This window comes from Candidatus Frankia alpina, assembly GCF_902806485.1.
GTDB classification, from domain to species: domain Bacteria; phylum Actinomycetota; class Actinomycetes; order Frankiales; family Frankiaceae; genus Frankia; species Frankia alpina.
The window spans coordinates 1-16,249 of the sequence record NZ_CADCWT010000095.1 but is presented as its reverse complement, the minus strand read 5'-3'; the positions used below and the strand labels follow the sequence as shown (position 1 = coordinate 16,249).

The 16,249-nt window shown below is 71.9% G+C and carries 10 protein-coding genes and 3 pseudogenes; 1 reads left to right on the top strand and 12 read right to left on the bottom strand.

Annotated elements, in window-relative coordinates; genetic code table 11:
• Positions 1-144 precede the first annotated feature (144 nt).
• The 9 genes and pseudogenes from ispH to G6R25_RS30420 all read right to left on the bottom strand — a co-directional run.
• Complete coding sequence (gene ispH, locus G6R25_RS12270) at positions 145-2,133, bottom strand: 4-hydroxy-3-methylbut-2-enyl diphosphate reductase (RefSeq protein ID WP_163553079.1); 1,989 nt, start codon at positions 2,131-2,133, stop codon at positions 145-147.
• Positions 2,130-4,244 carry a terpene cyclase/mutase family protein gene (locus G6R25_RS12265; RefSeq protein ID WP_163553078.1) on the bottom strand — a complete coding sequence of 705 codons (2,115 nt, stop codon included), beginning with the start codon at positions 4,242-4,244 and terminating at the stop codon, positions 2,130-2,132. Before G6R25_RS12265 ends, ispH begins: the two co-directional genes overlap by 4 nt.
• 208 nt (positions 4,245-4,452) lie before the next feature.
• Entirely contained in the window at positions 4,453-5,466 is a 1,014-nt protein-coding gene (locus tag G6R25_RS12260) for a polyprenyl synthetase family protein (RefSeq protein WP_163553077.1), read from the bottom strand.
• Positions 5,463-7,217: a hydroxysqualene dehydroxylase HpnE gene (gene hpnE / locus G6R25_RS12255; protein ID WP_419469348.1), complete on the bottom strand. Its 1,755-nt coding sequence runs from the start codon at positions 7,215-7,217 to the stop codon at positions 5,463-5,465. The genes G6R25_RS12260 and hpnE overlap by 4 nt, the downstream gene beginning before the upstream one ends.
• Positions 7,214-8,125, bottom strand: coding sequence for a presqualene diphosphate synthase HpnD (gene hpnD, locus G6R25_RS12250; RefSeq protein WP_163553076.1), 912 nt, complete (start codon positions 8,123-8,125; stop codon positions 7,214-7,216). Before hpnD ends, hpnE begins: the two co-directional genes overlap by 4 nt.
• On the bottom strand, positions 8,122-9,114 hold the full coding sequence (gene hpnC, locus G6R25_RS12245; protein WP_163553075.1) for a squalene synthase HpnC: 993 nt from the start codon (positions 9,112-9,114) through the stop codon (positions 8,122-8,124). The genes hpnD and hpnC overlap by 4 nt, the downstream gene beginning before the upstream one ends.
• A gap of 437 nt (positions 9,115-9,551) precedes the next feature.
• Positions 9,552-10,388 (bottom strand): SDR family NAD(P)-dependent oxidoreductase, encoded by an 837-nt coding sequence (locus G6R25_RS12240; protein ID WP_163553074.1) that lies wholly within the window; start codon positions 10,386-10,388, stop codon positions 9,552-9,554.
• A 1,045-nt stretch (positions 10,389-11,433) separates the two neighbouring features.
• Positions 11,434-12,264: a TetR/AcrR family transcriptional regulator gene (locus G6R25_RS12235; RefSeq protein ID WP_419469349.1), complete on the bottom strand. Its 831-nt coding sequence runs from the start codon at positions 12,262-12,264 to the stop codon at positions 11,434-11,436.
• Positions 12,265-12,393 (bottom strand): annotated as a pseudogene (locus tag G6R25_RS30420) (TetR family transcriptional regulator); the annotation flags it as partial.
• 159 nt (positions 12,394-12,552) lie between these two features.
• Here G6R25_RS30420 and G6R25_RS12230 point away from each other — a divergent pair.
• The gene (locus G6R25_RS12230; RefSeq protein ID WP_163553073.1) at positions 12,553-14,841 is read left to right on the top strand and encodes an MMPL family transporter; all 2,289 of its coding nucleotides are present in this window, start codon (positions 12,553-12,555) and stop codon (positions 14,839-14,841) included.
• A gap of 121 nt (positions 14,842-14,962) precedes the next feature.
• Here G6R25_RS12230 and G6R25_RS26935 read toward each other — a convergent pair.
• The 3 genes and pseudogenes from G6R25_RS26935 to G6R25_RS31435 all read right to left on the bottom strand — a co-directional run.
• Positions 14,963-15,127: pseudogene (locus tag G6R25_RS26935) on the bottom strand (aspartate aminotransferase family protein); the annotation flags it as partial.
• Between the two features lie 98 nt (positions 15,128-15,225).
• Positions 15,226-15,465: pseudogene (locus G6R25_RS31440) on the bottom strand (nitrilase-related carbon-nitrogen hydrolase); the annotation flags it as partial.
• The gene (locus tag G6R25_RS31435) at positions 15,465-16,100 is read right to left on the bottom strand and encodes an aquaporin (protein WP_235948191.1); all 636 of its coding nucleotides are present in this window, start codon (positions 16,098-16,100) and stop codon (positions 15,465-15,467) included. The gene G6R25_RS31435 and the pseudogene G6R25_RS31440, both read right to left, overlap by 1 nt.
• Between the last annotated feature and the right edge of the window lie 149 nt (positions 16,101-16,249).

The following is a 16,249-nucleotide window of genomic DNA, read 5'->3' as shown; positions in this document are numbered from 1 at the left end:
CCACGGGGGGGATCGCGCACGACGATCCCCCCCACCGCACCGCAACTCTTCCCGCGCCCCGCGACCGGCCGGTTGGATGAACGTCCGTGGGGTGAGACGTGAGGGCGGGGCGGGAACGACGACAAAATCACTAATCTTGCTCGCCTAGGAACGTGCGCCCGTCCCTGCCTGGGCGGACGGCGGATCCGCCGGCGGATCCGAGCTCACCGAGGACGCGGTGGCGCCCGCCCGGCGAAGCTCCTTGGGCAGGTGAAAGGCGACCGTCTCGGTGCCGACGGAACGGGTGGTCACGTCCGTCGCGCCGAGGCCGGACAGCGCCGCGGTCAGTTCCTCCACCAGCGACGGCGGGGCCGAGGCGCCTGCCGAGATGCCGACCGTCTCCACCCCGTCCAGCCAGGCCAGCTCCACGTCGCCGACGTTCTCGACGAGGTGGGAGGCCACCCCGTCACGCCGGCTGACCTCCACCAGCCGCACCGAGTTGGCGCTGTTGGCCGACCCGACGACGAGGACGAGCTGGGCCTCCTGGGCGACCTTGCGCACCGCGTTCTGCCGGTTGGAGGTGGCGTAGCAGATGTCGGCGGATCCGGGGCCGACGATCGCGGGGAAGCGCTCCTTGAGCGCGTCGACGACCTCATCGGCCTCGTCCATCGCCAGCGTGGTCTGCATGAGGTAGGTGACCCGCTCGGAGTCGGGGACATCGAGGGAGTCGACCTCGTCGGGCGACTGCACCAGCTGGATGCGCCCGGGCGCCTCGCCCAGCGTGCCGTCGACCTCCTCGTGACCGGAGTGGCCGATGAGCAGCACGGTGTCGCCACGCGAGGTGAACCGGCGTGCCTCGGCGTGGACCTTCTCCACCAGGGGGCAGGTCGCGTCGATGACGGAGAGCTTGCGCCCGTCGGCCTGGTTCCACACCGCCGGGGCCACCCCATGCGCGGAGAACACCACGGTCGCGTCGGCGGGCACCTCGTCGAGCTCCTCGACGAAGACTGCCCCTCGGGCGGCGAGGTCGGCCACCACGTGGGAGTTGTGCACGATCTGCTTGCGGACGTAGACCGGCGCGCTGTGGATCTCCAGGGCGCGCTCGACGACCTCGATGGCGCGCTCGACTCCGGCGCAGAACGCCCGCGGCTCGGCGAGCAGCACGGTGCGCCGGCCCACCGCCGCCGCCCAGGCGCCGATCGGCAGGCCCACTCGGCGCATCGTGCGCAGGCCCAGCACGCCGCGGCGGACCAGGTCGAGGCGACCCAGCGGCTCGTCGGCGGTGTCGACGATGACCCGGACCGCGGCGAAGGGGACGTCCCCGACCCCCGCGGCGATCGAGGCGCTCTCCATGTCCACCGCGATGGCGCCGGTGGCGGCGAGCCGGGTGCGCTCGTCGCCGGTGGCGACCTTGGCCACGGTGACGATCGGGCCGACGTGCACGGTCAGGCCGAGCCGGCGCAGGTCACCGGCCAGCAGCGGGGCGGAGGCACAGCGGGCCGCGACGGTCCCGTCGGCGGCACGGACCTCGCTGGCGACGACGATGTCCCCAGGCTTGATCCCGGGGGCGAGGCCGCCGGACAGGCCCACGATCGCGACGGCGTCGGGGCGCGCCTGCCGGACCACCCGGGCGGCTCGGGCCGCCTTGTCGGGGCCCATCCCGGTGCGCACCATGACCGTGTCCGAGGGCAGGCCGGAGCGACCGGCCGCCATGGCCTCGAAGCGCAGCGCCGTCGCGACCACGAGCCGGGCACGGCGCCGCGAGCTGGCCACCGCCGCGGCCGGCTCGAAAGGCCGCGGCGGAGCCTGCACCCCGCCGCCCGACGCCGCGACGGGCGAACCCACCGCGGCCGGGCCGACGACCGCCACCGACGCGGTCGCGACGCCCACTGCGCCGCCACCGACGCCCACTGAGCCGCAGCCGCTCGCCGAGCCGGCAAGCGGCAGCGCAACCGGGGCGGTGCCCGCGGCCACGGCCGCCGACGCGCCCGGCCGGCGCGCCGCGGCGGACGAGGGAACCGACGGCGACGCCGGGTCCTGGGCGGGGATCACGGCGGGTCCCCCCGCCGCGGCCGCCGGGGCCGTGCGGTCGGCGGGGGTCACGACAGCGTCGGGAGTGTTCCCGTCGCCGGCCGGGGATGCGGAGGTGCTCATGGTGCGGCCACCCCGGTGAGGCTCACGTACCGGCCGAGCGCGGTCAGCGGGAAGACCAGCCGGTACAGGTGGTAGTTCAGGGAGAAGTCGCCGGGGAAACCAGTGCCGGTGAAGTAGGGCTCGTCCCAGGTGCCGTCCGGCCGCTGGGTCTGGCACAGCCACCGCACCCCGCGCTTCACGGCCAGGCTGTGCGGGTCCACCGCCAGCAGCGCGAGCAGCGCCCACGCCGTCTGCGACGCGGTGAGCTCGCCCCGGCCGATCCAGGATGGGTCGGTGTAGGAGCGCAGGTCCTCGCCCCAGCCGCCCTCGGGCGACTGGTGCTCGAGCAGCCACCGCACCGCGGCGGTGATCGCCGGATGGTCGGTGGGCACCCCGGCGCCGATCAGCGCCGGCACGGCCGCCCCGGTGCCGTAGAGGTGGTTGACGCCCCACCGGCCGAACCAGGACCCGCCCGGCTCCTGGTTGTCCAGCAGCCACTGCACCGCCCGCTGGGTGATCGGGTGATCGGAGCGGCCGAGGTCGGCCAGCATCTCCACGATGTGCGCGGTGACGTCCGCCGACGGCGGGTCGACCACCTCGCCGAAGTCGCAGAACGGGATCTTCGTGGTGAGCGTCCGGACGTTGTCGGCGTCGAAGGCGCCCCAGGCGCCGTTCGACGAGCGCATCCCGACGCTCCAGTCGACCCCCCGGGCCGCCGCCGCGCGCATCGCCGCGGCCAGCCGCGGGTCCGCGTCCTCGACGGTGTTCACCGCGAGGGCCTCGGCGCGGCCCTGACGGGATGCCGGCGGGACGACGTGCCCCGCACCGAGCAGCCGCCGCAGCGCCAGCACCACCTCGGCGGTGTCGTCGACGTCCGGGTAGAAGTCGTTGTCGAACTCGAACGCCCAGCCGCCGGGGGCGAGCTCGGGGCGGCGTACCGCCCAGTCCCCGGCGACCCGGACCTCTTCGTCGACCAGCCACCGGCCGGCCTTCACCATCGCCGGATGGTCGCCGGGGACGCCGGCGTCGGCCAGCGCGACGACCGCGAGCGCGGTGTCCCAGACCGGCGACTGGCAGGCCTCGATCTGGCGGATCGGACCCTCCGGGGTGTCCCGGCGGATCACGTACCGCTCCATCCCGCGGAACGCGGTGGCGATCACCGGGTGGTTCAGCGGATACCCCATCAGGTGCAGCGCCATGACGGAGTAGACCCAGGGTGGCTGGATGCCGCCCCAGCACCCGTCGGCCTCCTGCCGGGCGACGACCCACTCGGTGGCCCGCCGCAGCGCCAGGGTGCGCAGGAGCTTGATCGGCCGGCGCTCGTAGCGGTGCAGCAGCTTGTCGAGTCGCCCGAAGGCGCCCTCCCAGCTGCGCAGCGGGGCCGGCTTGCGCTCCACCGTCGGCACCTTGAGCTCGTCGATGGTGAAGCCGAGGTCGTGCGACGGCCGCAGGGAACCGACGATCGTCAGCGCGACGATCGTCTGGCGGGCCCAGCAGGCGAAGTCGTAGACGTTCAGCGGGATCCACGATGGCAGAAAGATCAGCTCCGGCGGGATGACCGGCACGTCGTCCCACGACCACTGGCCGAGCGCCGCCAGCCAGATCCGGGTGAACACCCGGGAGGCGGCCACCCCGCCCTGGGCCCGCACGAGCTCCGCGGCCAGGGCCATGTGCGGGGCGTCGACCGCATCGCCGGCAAGGCGCAGCGCGATGTACGCCTCGATGGTGGTGGACAGGTCGGCCGGGCCGCCGTAGAAAGTGGGCCAGCCGCCGCCGGAGAGCTGCTGGGAACGGATCCAGCGGGCGGTCTGCTCGGTCTCGTCGTCGCCGCGGATGCCGAGGAACTGCTTCATGAACAGGTCCTCGGCGTCCATCGTGACGTTCGTCTCGAGGTCGCCCTTCCACCAGCCCTCACCCGACTGCAACGCGAGGAGATGATCCCGCGCGCGCGCCGCGGCGACGTCCGCGCTGATCGGCGTGGCCGCCTGCGGCCTGCCGGCACCGGCGGACAGCGGCGGTGAGGACCGGGAGATCCCGTAGGCGTCAGCCGTGGCGGGCACCGGGATGGTGGGCCGCTTCAGGCTCTTCTCGGCAGTCGGAGCAGCCGGGGACGGGTCCGAGGTCAGGCTCATCGACGACTCCCCTCGTCGTACGTACGATGGTCAAGCTGACGATCACCAGGCTGATCACCGGTCCGTCCGGCGTTGCGGCGGCCCGGTGGGGCCGACCGCCGGTCGAGCCGTGGCGGGGCGCCGCCCGGCCTCCCGGCATCACCCCGGTCTGGTACGGGGCGGCGGGTGGACCAGGCGGCATGGACGCCTGCGCTCACCTGCGGCCTCCTCAGCGATCGCGCTCGGTCACGAAGCGGGCGAGGGCGAGCAGCTCCGCCTCGACCGTGGCCGGCATCGACAGCGAACGCAGCACGTTCTCGCAGGCCTTGAGCTGCCGGTCGGCCTCGGCGGTGGTCCAGTCCCGCCCGCCCGCCTGTTCGATCAGTTCGGCGATGTGCGCGAGTTCCGCCTCGCTCGACTCCCCGGTGCCGACGAGGAAGGCGCGCAGCTCGTCGGCGGCGCCGCCGGCCTCCAGCGCGACCACGACCGGCACGGACTTCTTGCGGGAACGCAGGTCCGACAGCACCGGCTTGCCGGTGACCGCCGGGTCGCCCCAGATACCGAGCAGGTCGTCGATGAGCTGGAAGGCCGTGCCGAGGCGGGAGCCGTACTCGGCGAGCGCGTCGACCATCTCGTCGCCGGCGCCGGCGAGCACGGCGCCAAGCGACGCCGAGCAGGCCAGCAGCGCGCCGGTCTTGCCGTCCTCCATCCGCAGCGTGTCGGCCACGGTGACATCGGAGCGGCTCTCGAACATCAGGTCCTCGGCCTGGCCGCGGACCAGGTCCTGGACGCCGGCGCCGAGGATCAGCGCCGCGCGCCGCGCGGCGTCCCCCTCGACCTCCAGCAGGACCTGGGTGGCGAGCCCCAGCAGGGCGTCGCCCGCCAGGATCGCGCCGTCGGCACCGAAGACCGTCCAGGCCGTGGGCCGGTGGCGGCGTTCGGTGTCGCCGTCCATCAGGTCGTCGTGCAGCAGCGAGAAGTCGTGCACGAGCTCGACGGCGACCGCGGCCGGCAGGCCGACCTCCACCGACGCACCGGCCGCCTCGGCGGACAGCAGCGCCAACGCCGGGCGGACGAGCTTGCCGCCGCCACCGGGCAGCGGTTCGCCGGCGGCGTCCACCCAGCCGCGGTGGTAGGCGACGACGTGGCGAAGGCGCGGGTGCAGGCGGTCCACCACGGCGCGCAGCGCCGGCACGGTAAGGGTCCGCCCCCGCTCGATCGCATCCGGAACCGTCATGGTCATACCGGGAATCCCCCTGTGGATGAGTGCCCTGGCTGGCCGGTGGGCACCGGCCCGGTGACCGCCTTGGTTTCGGCGGTCACCGTGTTCTCCCCCCGTGGATCCGGAGAATCCGACGAATCCGATGCATTCGGTGCAACCGCTTGATCCAGCAAAAGCGAGGTGGTTGATGGGTGGGTGGTACGCGTGCTCGGCGCCTCGTCGGCGCTCTGCCGCGGGAGGGCCCGCGCCGGTGCCGGTGATCGCTCGGCAGCCCCCCGATCTCCCCCGGCGGACCCGGCCAACCCGTTGACGACGACCCCCATACCGGCCAGGCTCTCACGGGTTGCAGTGAGTCCGCTACGCACAGCAGATTCCATGGTCGCCGGCCACCCGGTGTCGGTCCACGTGCCGGCCAGGGCAAAGCCGGGCAGTCCGGTCGAGGTACCCGGGCGCAACGCGAGCGAACCGGGCGCCTGCCGGAAGGTGGCCGTGCGCTCCCGGGTCACGAAGACCTCGAGCGGCGCGGCCGCGCGGGCGGCCGGGAACAGCCGGGCCATCTCGTCGACGAACAGGGTGCGTAGCTCGTTCGCCGACCGGTCGATCCACGGCTCAGCGGCCGACTGGGACAGCGCCAGGTACTGGGCACCGGGCGGGCCGGAGGCGGCGAGGCCGGACGAGATGGTGCGATCGAAGATCCACTGGATCGGCGAATCGACGACGGCCAGGAACGGCCCCTCGATCACCTGCCGCGGATAGATCATGTGCACGTTGATGATCGGCGAGTCACCGAGTTCACGCAGCCGCTCAGGTTTCGGGCCGGCGCCGGCCGGCAGCAGGTCCGCCGCCGCCGGTGGCGGCACCGCGAGGACCACGGCGTCGGCGCGCAGCCTGCCCGCGACGTCGGTGCCGGGCACCGCCTCACCGCGGTTGGTGCCACCCGCGGTGACGGCCAGCTCCCAGCCACCGCCCACGGCGGTGATGGAGCGGACCTTGGCCCCGAGATGCACGTCGGCACCGGCCGCGGCCAGGGCGGCCATCGCCGCGTCGCCGTGCAGCCGGGCCAGCGGGACCTCCGCCCAGCCGAGGTCGCCGGCGTCGGCGCCGTCCAGCAGGCCCGTGCGCACGACCTTCGCCGCCAGGCCCAGCGAGGCCTCGGCGGCCGGCGCGTTCAACGTGGCCACGGTGAGCAGCTCCCACAGGGCCTTCGTCGCCGCCGGGCTCTGGCCGTGGCTGGTCAGCCACGCGCCGAACGACCGCTCGTCCACCGCCGCGGAGCGCTCGTCGAGGCGGCCGAGCTGGAAGGCCGCGAGCCCCGCGCGCAGCCGCTCGGCGAACGGCAGCGCCCGGTAGCCCAGCAGCGCCGGGGCCAGGTGCAACGGCGCGGGCAGGTGGACGCTGGTGCGCCGCAGCCGGGTCCGGGTGAGCGAGTCACCGAGGAGCACCGGGACGTCCAGGCGGGGCTGCAGCGTGGTCAGGTGCTCCACTCCGAGACGCGCCAGCAGCCCGCGGTAGGCGGTGCAGCAGCGCATGAACACGTGCTGACCGGTGTCGATCCACAGGTCGTTACGCCGGAACGAGGTCGTCTGGCCACCCAGGCGCGGCCGGGCCTCCAGCAACGTCACCCGCGCGCCGCTGTCCACGGCGAGCAGTGCCGCGGCCATCCCGGCGAGGCCACCGCCGACGACGACCAGGTGCGGTTGGGAGTCGTCCCGGCTCGCCGCCGCACCGGCCGCTTCGGCCCCGGCGGCCATGTCACCCATCCCAGCAGTCATGCAGCGCTCGTCTCCGGCCGCCCGGCGAGGCTACGGGCGGCGACGACCGCCTTCTGCCAGCCCGGCAGCGCAAGTCGGCGGTCCAGCACGGCGGCCGGATCGTTCTTGATCCGCCGGTTGAGCCGCAGGTAGATGCCGGCCATCGCGCCGCAACAGGCCGCACTGCGCCGATCCAGCAGGTCGAGCAGTACCGTTCCCTGCTCGTACCATTCCTCAGCGCGCTGCGCCGAGGACCGTAGGTAGCCCAGCAGCGCCGTGGGCGGGCCGCCGAGACGACCGCTGGCATCCACGGCGAGCTCGATCCCGGCGGCCTTGAGCTCCTGCGCCGGCAGGTAGATGCGCCCGCCGAGCAGGTCCTCGCGGACGTCACGCAGGATGTTCGTCTGCTGCAACGCCACGCCAAGGGCGTCGGCGATGGCCGGGGCGGCACGGTCGGAGGCCGCCTGCTCGGTGCCGAAGATGCCCAGCGAGAGCCGGCCGATCGTGCCGGCGACGAGCCGGCAGTAGCCGACCATGTCGTCGAACGTGTCGTAGGTGGTGCCGTGCACGTCACTCTCGACGCCGTCGGCGAGTTCGATAAACGCCTCCAGCGGGATCGGGAAGCGCCGGGCGGCGTCGTCGAGGGCGACGTACATCGGGTCGGAGCTGCCCGCACCCAGGTTGTTGACCTCGGCCCGGACCTGGGCCAGCCCGGCGAGCTTCTCCTCGGGCGGCAGGTCCCCGTCGCCGATGTCGTCCAGGTGACGGGCCAACGCGTAGACGGCGCTGAGCGCGCCTCGTTTCTCCGGGGGCAGCAGGCGGATGCCGTAGGAAAAGTTGCGCGCCGCCTCCTTCGTCAACGCCTCGCAGGCGGCGTACGCCTCGGCGACGGTCGGTCGGCTCACCGGGTTCGGCACCGGGCTGCTCATCGGCCCTCCTCCAAGGCTCGCCGGGCCGCGACGCCGGTCGCGCTGGTCGTGGTCGCGACCGCCGCAGCGGTGCGGGCCGCAGCCGGCGCTCCCGGGGCCGCCGACTGGGCCAGCGCCACCAGGGCGAAGCGGGCCATCCGCGGCTTGGGGGCCTTCGGCGGGCCGCCGAGCACGTCGTAATCGGCGCGACGGATCGCGTCGAGCGCCGCGCGGCCGCCGCCGACGAAGCCGGCCAACGCCAGCTTCAGCCGACCCGACACCGTCGAGATCAGCGGAGCGCCCTGGTCCATGACGGTGCGGGCCCGGCTGACCTCGAAGGCCATCAGGTGGCGCACCGCGGGGCTCGCCACCCGCGCCCGCAGGTCATCCTCGGTCACCCCGAAGGTGTCGAGGTCCTCCTGCGGCAGGTAGATGCGCCCGGCGGCGAGGTCCTCGGCGACGTCCTGCCAGTGCTCGGCGAGCTGCAGCGCGGTGCACACGCGGTCGGAGAGCACGACCCGGTCGGGGATCGCCAGTCCGTACACGCCGAGCACCATCCGGCCGACCGGATCGGCCGACAGGGTGCAGTAGCGGACCAGGTCGTCGAACGTCTCGTAACGGGTGACCCGCTGGTCCTGACGGTTGGCCTCGACGAGCCGCTCGAAGGGCTCGGGGGGCAGGTCGCAGGCGTGCACCGTGCGCGCGACCAGGCGCAGGACGGGCAGCTCCGGCTCACCGCCGGCCCAGATCACCGACAGATCCTCGGAGAGGCGGTCGAGCAGGGCGAGCCGGTCGCCCGCGGCCTCGTCGCCGATGTTGTCGACGAACCGGCTGAAGGCGTACACCGCGTTGAAGTGGGCGCGCACGGCCGCGGGCAGGACGATCGGCGAGACCGGGAAATTCTCCGCCGGCGCGGCGCGCAGCAGATGTTCGGGGGGAGTGGACAGGCCCGTCGCGCCCGACGGCGCAGGCGTGCGTGATGGGCCGGTTGGGGCGTCGATGGCGGTCATACGCCTCTCCTTCGATGACGGTCTGCACTCCGGGCGCGGCGTGCCGGGCTGGGGTCCCCGCGGATACCCCGACCGGCGCCGGAACCCGGCCGGCGCCGGAAACGTGGACGGCGCCGAGGTTCGGCGGGTTCTGCGCTGGCGACGACCCGGTCCGCCGACGGACCAGCGCGCCCGATCGCACCGGATGGTCATGGGCGCGACTCACGCGGACCTGCTCGGCAGGTCCAGGCGGACCGGCTCATGCGACCGGTCCTGGCAGGCGCGCCGTGCCGCCACCCGGGTTCCGGGGGCGTGGGGCCGACGGCGCCATGCGCCCCCGGCCCCACCCCGGCGCGTCTGCCGCCGACGACCCGAAGACCGCCGGGGCTGTGGTCGGTGTCACTCACCCCCAATTGGCGGCGACACAAGCCAGCCGGCAGGACGCTCCCAGCGCCGGATCATCCGAAGACACCCGCCAGCTTGCGGTACAGCGACGGCACCGCGCCATGGACCCGTACCGCTCCGAGCAGCCAACCAGGCACCCAAACCTCCGCGCTGCCCCGTCCCGCTCCCGCCAGCATGCGCTCGGCGACCAGCGCGGCCGGGATCGGCCGCGGCCATCGCCGCACGTACGGTGCGCCACGGCGGTGGAAGAACGGGGTGTCGACGACGCCAGGTAAACACAAGGTCACCGTGATGCCGCGTCCGGCGACTTCGGCCCGCAACGCGTCGGCGAAGCCGACCATCGCCGCCTTCGTCGCAGAGTAGGCCACCTCGCCGCGCACGCCGAGCGCACCGGCGATGCTGCCGACGATCAGGATGCGCCCCTGCCCACGATCCAGCATGGCCGGCAGCATGGCCCGAACCAGTGCCATCGGCGACAGGACGTTGACCGCGATGAGTTCCGCGATCGCCTCCGGCGACATCATGTCGTACGGGCCCGCGGCGCCGAGCCCCGCGGAGCACACCAGCAGGTCCACATCGCCGAGCAGCTCACTGGCCCGGGAGGCGACCGCCACCTCCGAGCCGGCGACCGACAGGTCGACGGAGATGCGGTGCCCCTCCGTGGCCGCGGCGACCTCGTCCAGCGCCACGCCGTTGCGGCCGACCAGCAGCGAGCGGCAGCCACCGGCGGCCAGCAGCAGGGCGGTTTCCCGGCCGATGCCACTGGAAGCGCCGGTCACGACGGCCGTTCGAGGTGGCCAGGTGGCGGGGGTTGTACCCGTTCGCGCGGTCCGGTTGGTGAGGACGGTCAACCCTCCCTCACGGAAAGCAGGCCGGGACCGTGTGCTCATGACACACCACTTCCGGTCGTTCCTTTCACGCAGCTCTCCCCCGCGGGCACTGGTTGCACGTCACCTACTACTTTCCCCACTCATCTCGCCCCGCGTCGCGAGGTGGCCCGACCGAGCATGATCGGCATGGTCCGATGGCACGAGCTCTGCCGTCGGACCGCCGCATCGACCACACTCGACGGCCATGCCGATCCGGACAGCTACTGCTTCCCAAGCGTCGGACTTCAGGACCCCGGGCGCGTGAGCGCCACCGGGTCCACGACTCCCACCATTTCACCGCCCCGTCGCCGGATCGTCCATGGTCAGATGGGCGACATCGGGCGGGCGGATCACCTGCGCGGCTCCGGACTCCCTATCACACTCCCTCTATCGTGACCGCCTCCGCTATCGGGGCTGCCCCGCTATCACGACCGCGGGTGCGGCCCGATTCGACGGTCGTACGATGGATTCGGGATCTTCATCCTGGGACGCGTGAACTACTTCACCCAGCCGGCTGGGTATCGGGGTGATTTCCCACCGCATTGCCTACGCCGGATTTACCCGGCGACAACCCGCCGCCGTCACCACGAACTCACAACCGACGGGCACGGATCTGCCACCTCTGGTGTCAGTACCCTGCCGTCAGTCCGATCCGGTCGCCACCGGAGCCACCCGATCGGTGCACAGGTTCATCAGTGGATCGTTCCCGCGCCGGATCGAGTCGAGCTGTGACGTACGCCGGACAGGCTGGTGGGGCATCGTCCGAGCACTGATCCATCCTCCACACGACAACCACCCTACCGCCTCCGACAAACGTGATCGAAAGCGGCATTTCTCCGAACCTAATGGACGGACCGCCGGGCGTGGATATCACCCTCAGCGGTGACCTCCAACACATTCGTCCCGAAGATGCATCGCGAGAGGTCCGACAGCGGCCGCGACCACGACGACGTTGGCACGTTCGGTGGTCGCCGGGGGTGCCGACTACCCCAATTGGACACTCGACCGAACCAGTCGATCACCCGAGCAAATGCGGTTCAATCTACCCATGCATCCAACGGATGGACTACCCCGGGTGGATACCCGGCCGGATTTGGCCCACCGATCCCGATGATCCCGCCGCCGCGCCCGCGGGAAGCGCGGCCGAGGAAGAAACCGATGACGCGGGCAGTGCCGCGGATGTTACGAATTCCACGCACGATCCGGTGGCCGCGGCTAGTCGGACACCCTCGCCCGCGGCCGAGTGGCAAGCCGATCCCGGCGACCGGGGCGCCGGATCCTCGGCGCCAAGCGCGGCGAACGTGGCGGCCACGATCTCGCGCCGCTCGGCGGCGGAGACCAGCGGCGGCATCCCCTGCGGCAGCCAAGCGACAGCGGTGCGCAGCGCCACCGTGCAGAGCTGCCCCTCGCGGCCGGACCCCCCGGGCAGGCCGGATCCACCGAACACGACCGGCACCTCACCGAGGATCGCCCCAGCCCCGGCTTCATCCTCGGCCCGGGCACCCTGAGCCTGGGCCTGCTCGGCCTGGGCGCGCTCGAACGCCATCCCGAGAATCCCCGAGCGCAACGCTCCGAGCGCGCAGTGCGCCCGCAGCAGCCGGAGGTCCGATGGTTCCGGGCCGGCGAGCGCCCGGACCAGGGCCTGCTGCAGGGAGACCATGTCACTCTTGCCGATCTTGCGGTGGATCACCGAGGGATCGTTGACGAAGGCGAGCAGCACACCGCCGGGACCGGCCATGACGTCGACCAGCCGCTCCAGCAGGAGCAGTGCGCTCGGCGGCGGGGACTGTCGGACCAGCTCGACCAGCCGGCCCAGTTCGGAGACGAACGGCTCCAACAGCGCGTCGAGGATCGTCTCCTTCGACGGGAAGTGATAATAGAGTGCTGCCTTCGTCACGCCGAGTCGCTCGGAGATATCCCTCACAGACGTGCCGGCATACCCTTGCTCTGCAAAGAGACTGATCGCGGCGGCGAGGATGCGCGACCTGGTGTCGCACGCCGACCCGGGTGATGTTGGCTCGGCCATGGCAGCCCTACACCCCTCCGATCGAGTCCGCCACGAATGTTACCCTGAACCTTACCTACTAAACGACCGGTAAGTTCCCAGGTAGCAGGCCACCTCTGCTGCAGATCAAGACGTCGCAGGTGACGACACCGACCGATCATCAACGTTCGAGGGGAAACCGTGGCATCGCTCGCCCGTTGGTGCTTCAGGCACCGCCGGCTCGTACTGCTCCTATGGATCGTCGCGATTGTCGGGCTCGGGGGGATCAGCCAGGCGGCCGGAAGCGACTACAAGGACGCCTTCTCCCTGCCCGGCACCGACTCTCAAAAAGCGATCGACCTGCTGCAGCGTGACTTTCCGGCGGCTTCGGGAGACAGCGCCACCATCGTGCTGCACAGCAAGAACGGCACCGCCATCACCGACCCGGCCCTGCGCGCGCCGGCGACGGAGATGCTCGCCAAGCTGGTCAAGGTCCCGCACGTCACGGACGTCGGCAGCCCCTACGGCCCGCGCGGGGCCTCGCAGATCAGCAAGGACGGACTGACCGCCTTCGCCACGGTCGACTTCGACCAGCAGGGCATCGACCTGGCCAAGGACGACATCCAGCGGCTCGTCGACACCGCTCGCGGCTACGACTCGAACACGCTGCAGGTCGAGGCGACCGGCCAGGTTGTGTCGATCACCGAGCAGGCGAAGCAGAGCTACAGCGAGCTCATCGGCATCGTCGCCGCGGCGATCATCCTGTTCCTCGCCTTCGGCTCGCTGCTGGCCGTGACCCTGCCGCTGATCACCGCCATCGTCGCGCTCGGCGTCGGCAGCCTGCTGATCATCCTGCTCTCGCACGTGCTCACCATCGCCGAGTTCAGCCCGGTCCTCGCGACCCTGATCGGCCTCGGCGTCGGCATCGACTACGCGCTGTTCATCGTCAACCGGCACCGCATCGGCCTGCGGGCCGGCAAGTCGCCCGAGCAGGCCGCGATCACCGCGGTGAACACCTCGGGCCGCGCCGTGCTGTTCGCCGGCATCACGGTCTGCATCGCGCTGCTCGGCATGTTCGCCCTCGGGGTGAGCTTCCTGTACGGCGTGGCGATCTCGGCGGCCGTGGCCGTGGCGATGACCATGGCGGCGGCCGTCACACTGCTGCCCGCCCTGCTGGGCTTCTACGGCATGCGGGTGCTCAGCAAGCGCGATCGGCGCAAGCTCGCCGACATCGGCCCGGAGCACGAGAATGTCGCGGGCTTCTGGTGGCGTTGGGCCAAGGGCATCGAGCGCCGGCCCCGCCTGTTCGCCGTCATCAGCGGCGTGGTGATCCTCGTCATCGCGATCCCGTTCTTCTCGCTGCGACTCGGCTCGTCCGACCTCGGCAACGGCGACTCGGCCAAGACCACCAAGCGCGGGTACGACCTGCTCGCCGACGGCTTCGGCCCCGGCTTCAACGGCCCGTTCACGATCGTCGCGGAGATCAAGTCGCCGCAGGACACCGCCAACCTGAACGCCGTGGTGAAGGCGGCCCGCGCCACCCCGGGCGTCGCGTCGGTGTCGGAACCGCGGCCGAGCCCGAACGGCCAGGCGTCGATCGTCTCCCTGTATCCGACGACCAGCCCCCAGGACGAGGCCACCTCGAAGCTGCTGAACAAGCTGCGCGACGACATCGTCCCACAGGCCAACCAGTCGGGTACCGGCATCTACGTCGGCGGCATCACGGCCATCTTCGAGGACTTCTCCAGCACCCTGTCGAGCAAGCTGCCGCTGTTCATCGGCATCGTGGTCGTGCTCGCGTTCCTGCTGCTGGTGGCGGTCTTCCGAAGCCTGCTGGTGCCACTGACCGCGTCCGTGATGAACCTGCTCGCCGTCGGCGCGGCCTTCGGCGTCGTCGTCGCGGTGTTCCAGTGGGGCTGGGGGGAGTCGCTGTTCAGCATCAGCAGCGGCCCGGTCGAGGCGTTCATCCCGGTCATCCTGTTCGCGATCCTGTTCGGCCTGTCCATGGACTACGAGGTGTTCCTGGTCAGCCGAATGCACGAGGAGTGGACCGCCCGGCGGGACAACCGGCTGGCCGTTTCGCTCGGCCAGGCCGAGACCGGCCGGGTCATCTCCGCCGCCGGCGCCATCATGACCCTGGTGTTCGCCTCGTTCATCCTCGGTGACGAACGTGTGATCAAGCTGATGGGGCTCGGGCTCGCGAGCGCGATCGTGATCGACGCGTTCATCATCCGGACCATCCTCGTGCCGTCGCTCATGCACATCTTCGGCAAGGCGAACTGGTGGGTGCCGGCCTGGCTCGACCGGATCCTCCCCCGGATCTCGGTCGAGTCCGCCGACGACATCGAGGAGCTCCAGCACACCCCGCTGCCTGCGGACGCGCTGTCCACGGCCGGCCAGCCGGCCGGCACCGGCGGTCACGTCCGCCAGGTCCCCGGCCAGCAGGGGCGGGAGGAGGACAGCCCCCGCGCGGAGGAACCCACCCACTGAGCCACCCGCCGGGGGGCCGCCCCCGAGCAGGGGCGTCCCCATGCGGACCATTGAACCGGGGCCCCGGCAGGCACTACCTGCCGGGGCTTCGGCGCGTGCGGGGGGGTGCGAGGGGAGGTGGTCAGCCCGTGGTGAAGCCGTCGGCGACCGTCAGCGCCTCGTCGAGGATCGCGAGACCGGTCCGCACGTCCGCCTCGGAGATGGTGCACGGTGGGACCACGTGCACCCGGTTGAAGTGGGTGAACGGCCACAGGCCGCGCTCGCGGCAGGCCGCGGCGGCCGAGCCGGTGGCGAAGGCGCCCTCGGGGTCGACGAAGTAGGACGTCCCGTAGAAGTCATCGTCGCCGACGGATTGAAGACGATCTCGGCGCCGTTCAGGCCGAGCGCCCGCCAGCCCTCGGGGAAATGCCGGTCGTAGCAGATGTAGACGCCGACCCGCCCGATCGCGGTGTCGAAGACCGGAAATCCCAGATTCCCCGGTCGGAAGTCGAACGTCTCCCAGAACCCGGTCACATGCGGAATGTGGGTCTTGCGGTGCTTGCCGAGATAGCGGCCGTCGGCGTCGAGGACGGCCGCGGTGTTGTACAGCACCCCGGGCTGCTCCTGCTCGTACATCGGCAGCATCATGACCATGCCGAGCTCGGCGGCCAACGCCTGGAAACGCTCGGCCCGTCGGCCCGTCGTCGTCGGCGGCGGCGGATCGGGCGTACTCCTCGTACGCCTTGATCATCGTTTCCTTGTCGCCGGTCCGCGCACCAGGGCGAAGACCAGACCGATCGCGAGGCCCGCGAAGCCGAACGGCGCCGGACGTCGGTCGCGCCGAGCGCCGTGAACACCAGCAGCACGGTGAGCAGGATCTCGACGAGGAAGACGCCGCCGAGGCCGTAGCCGCCCGGCGAGTGCACGCCGTAGCCGTTGGCGCCGAGCCCCTGTACTCCGGCCGAAGACTCGACCGGTCCCGCGTCGGAGAGCAGCCAGACCGTGCCCGCGGCGACGATCGCGCCCACGCACTGCGCCGCCACGTAACCCAGCGCGCGCCGTGGCTTGATCTTCCGGCACAGCAGCAGCCCGAGGGTCACCGCCGGATTCACGTGGCAACCGGAGATCGGCCCGATCACGTATACCAACACGAGCAGCGCCAGGCCGAATGCCAGCGCGACCCCGAGCACGCCTACGTAGTCGCGCGCCAGCACGGCCGTCCCCACCCCGCCGAGAACCAGCACGAACGTTCCGAGACCTTCGACCAGGTACCTACGCACACGGCACCCCCTCCGTCGCCGAGACCGCCCCGGCCGCAGCCGGCAGACATGTCGATTTACTGATCTTTAATGCGCGATGTCGGTCGATGGATCATGATGATGGCTCCACGGCCGGTCCGGTGACGGCGAAGTACCCCTCGGGCAGACCA

Bases quoted from the DNA above. Each gene is read 5' to 3' on its own strand.
- ispH (WP_163553079.1), bottom strand. From the start codon at position 2,133: ATGAGCACCTCCGCATCCCCGGCCGGCGACGGGAACACTCCCGACGCT.
- G6R25_RS12265 (WP_163553078.1), bottom strand. From the start codon at position 4,244: ATGAGCCTGACCTCGGACCCGTCCCCGGCTGCTCCGACTGCCGAGAAG.
- G6R25_RS12260 (WP_163553077.1), bottom strand. From the start codon at position 5,466: ATGACCATGACGGTTCCGGATGCGATCGAGCGGGGGCGGACCCTTACC.
- hpnE (WP_419469348.1), bottom strand. From the start codon at position 7,217: ATGACTGCTGGGATGGGTGACATGGCCGCCGGGGCCGAAGCGGCCGGT.
- hpnD (WP_163553076.1), bottom strand. From the start codon at position 8,125: ATGAGCAGCCCGGTGCCGAACCCGGTGAGCCGACCGACCGTCGCCGAG.
- hpnC (WP_163553075.1), bottom strand. From the start codon at position 9,114: ATGACCGCCATCGACGCCCCAACCGGCCCATCACGCACGCCTGCGCCG.
- G6R25_RS12240 (WP_163553074.1), bottom strand. From the start codon at position 10,388: ATGAGCACACGGTCCCGGCCTGCTTTCCGTGAGGGAGGGTTGACCGTC.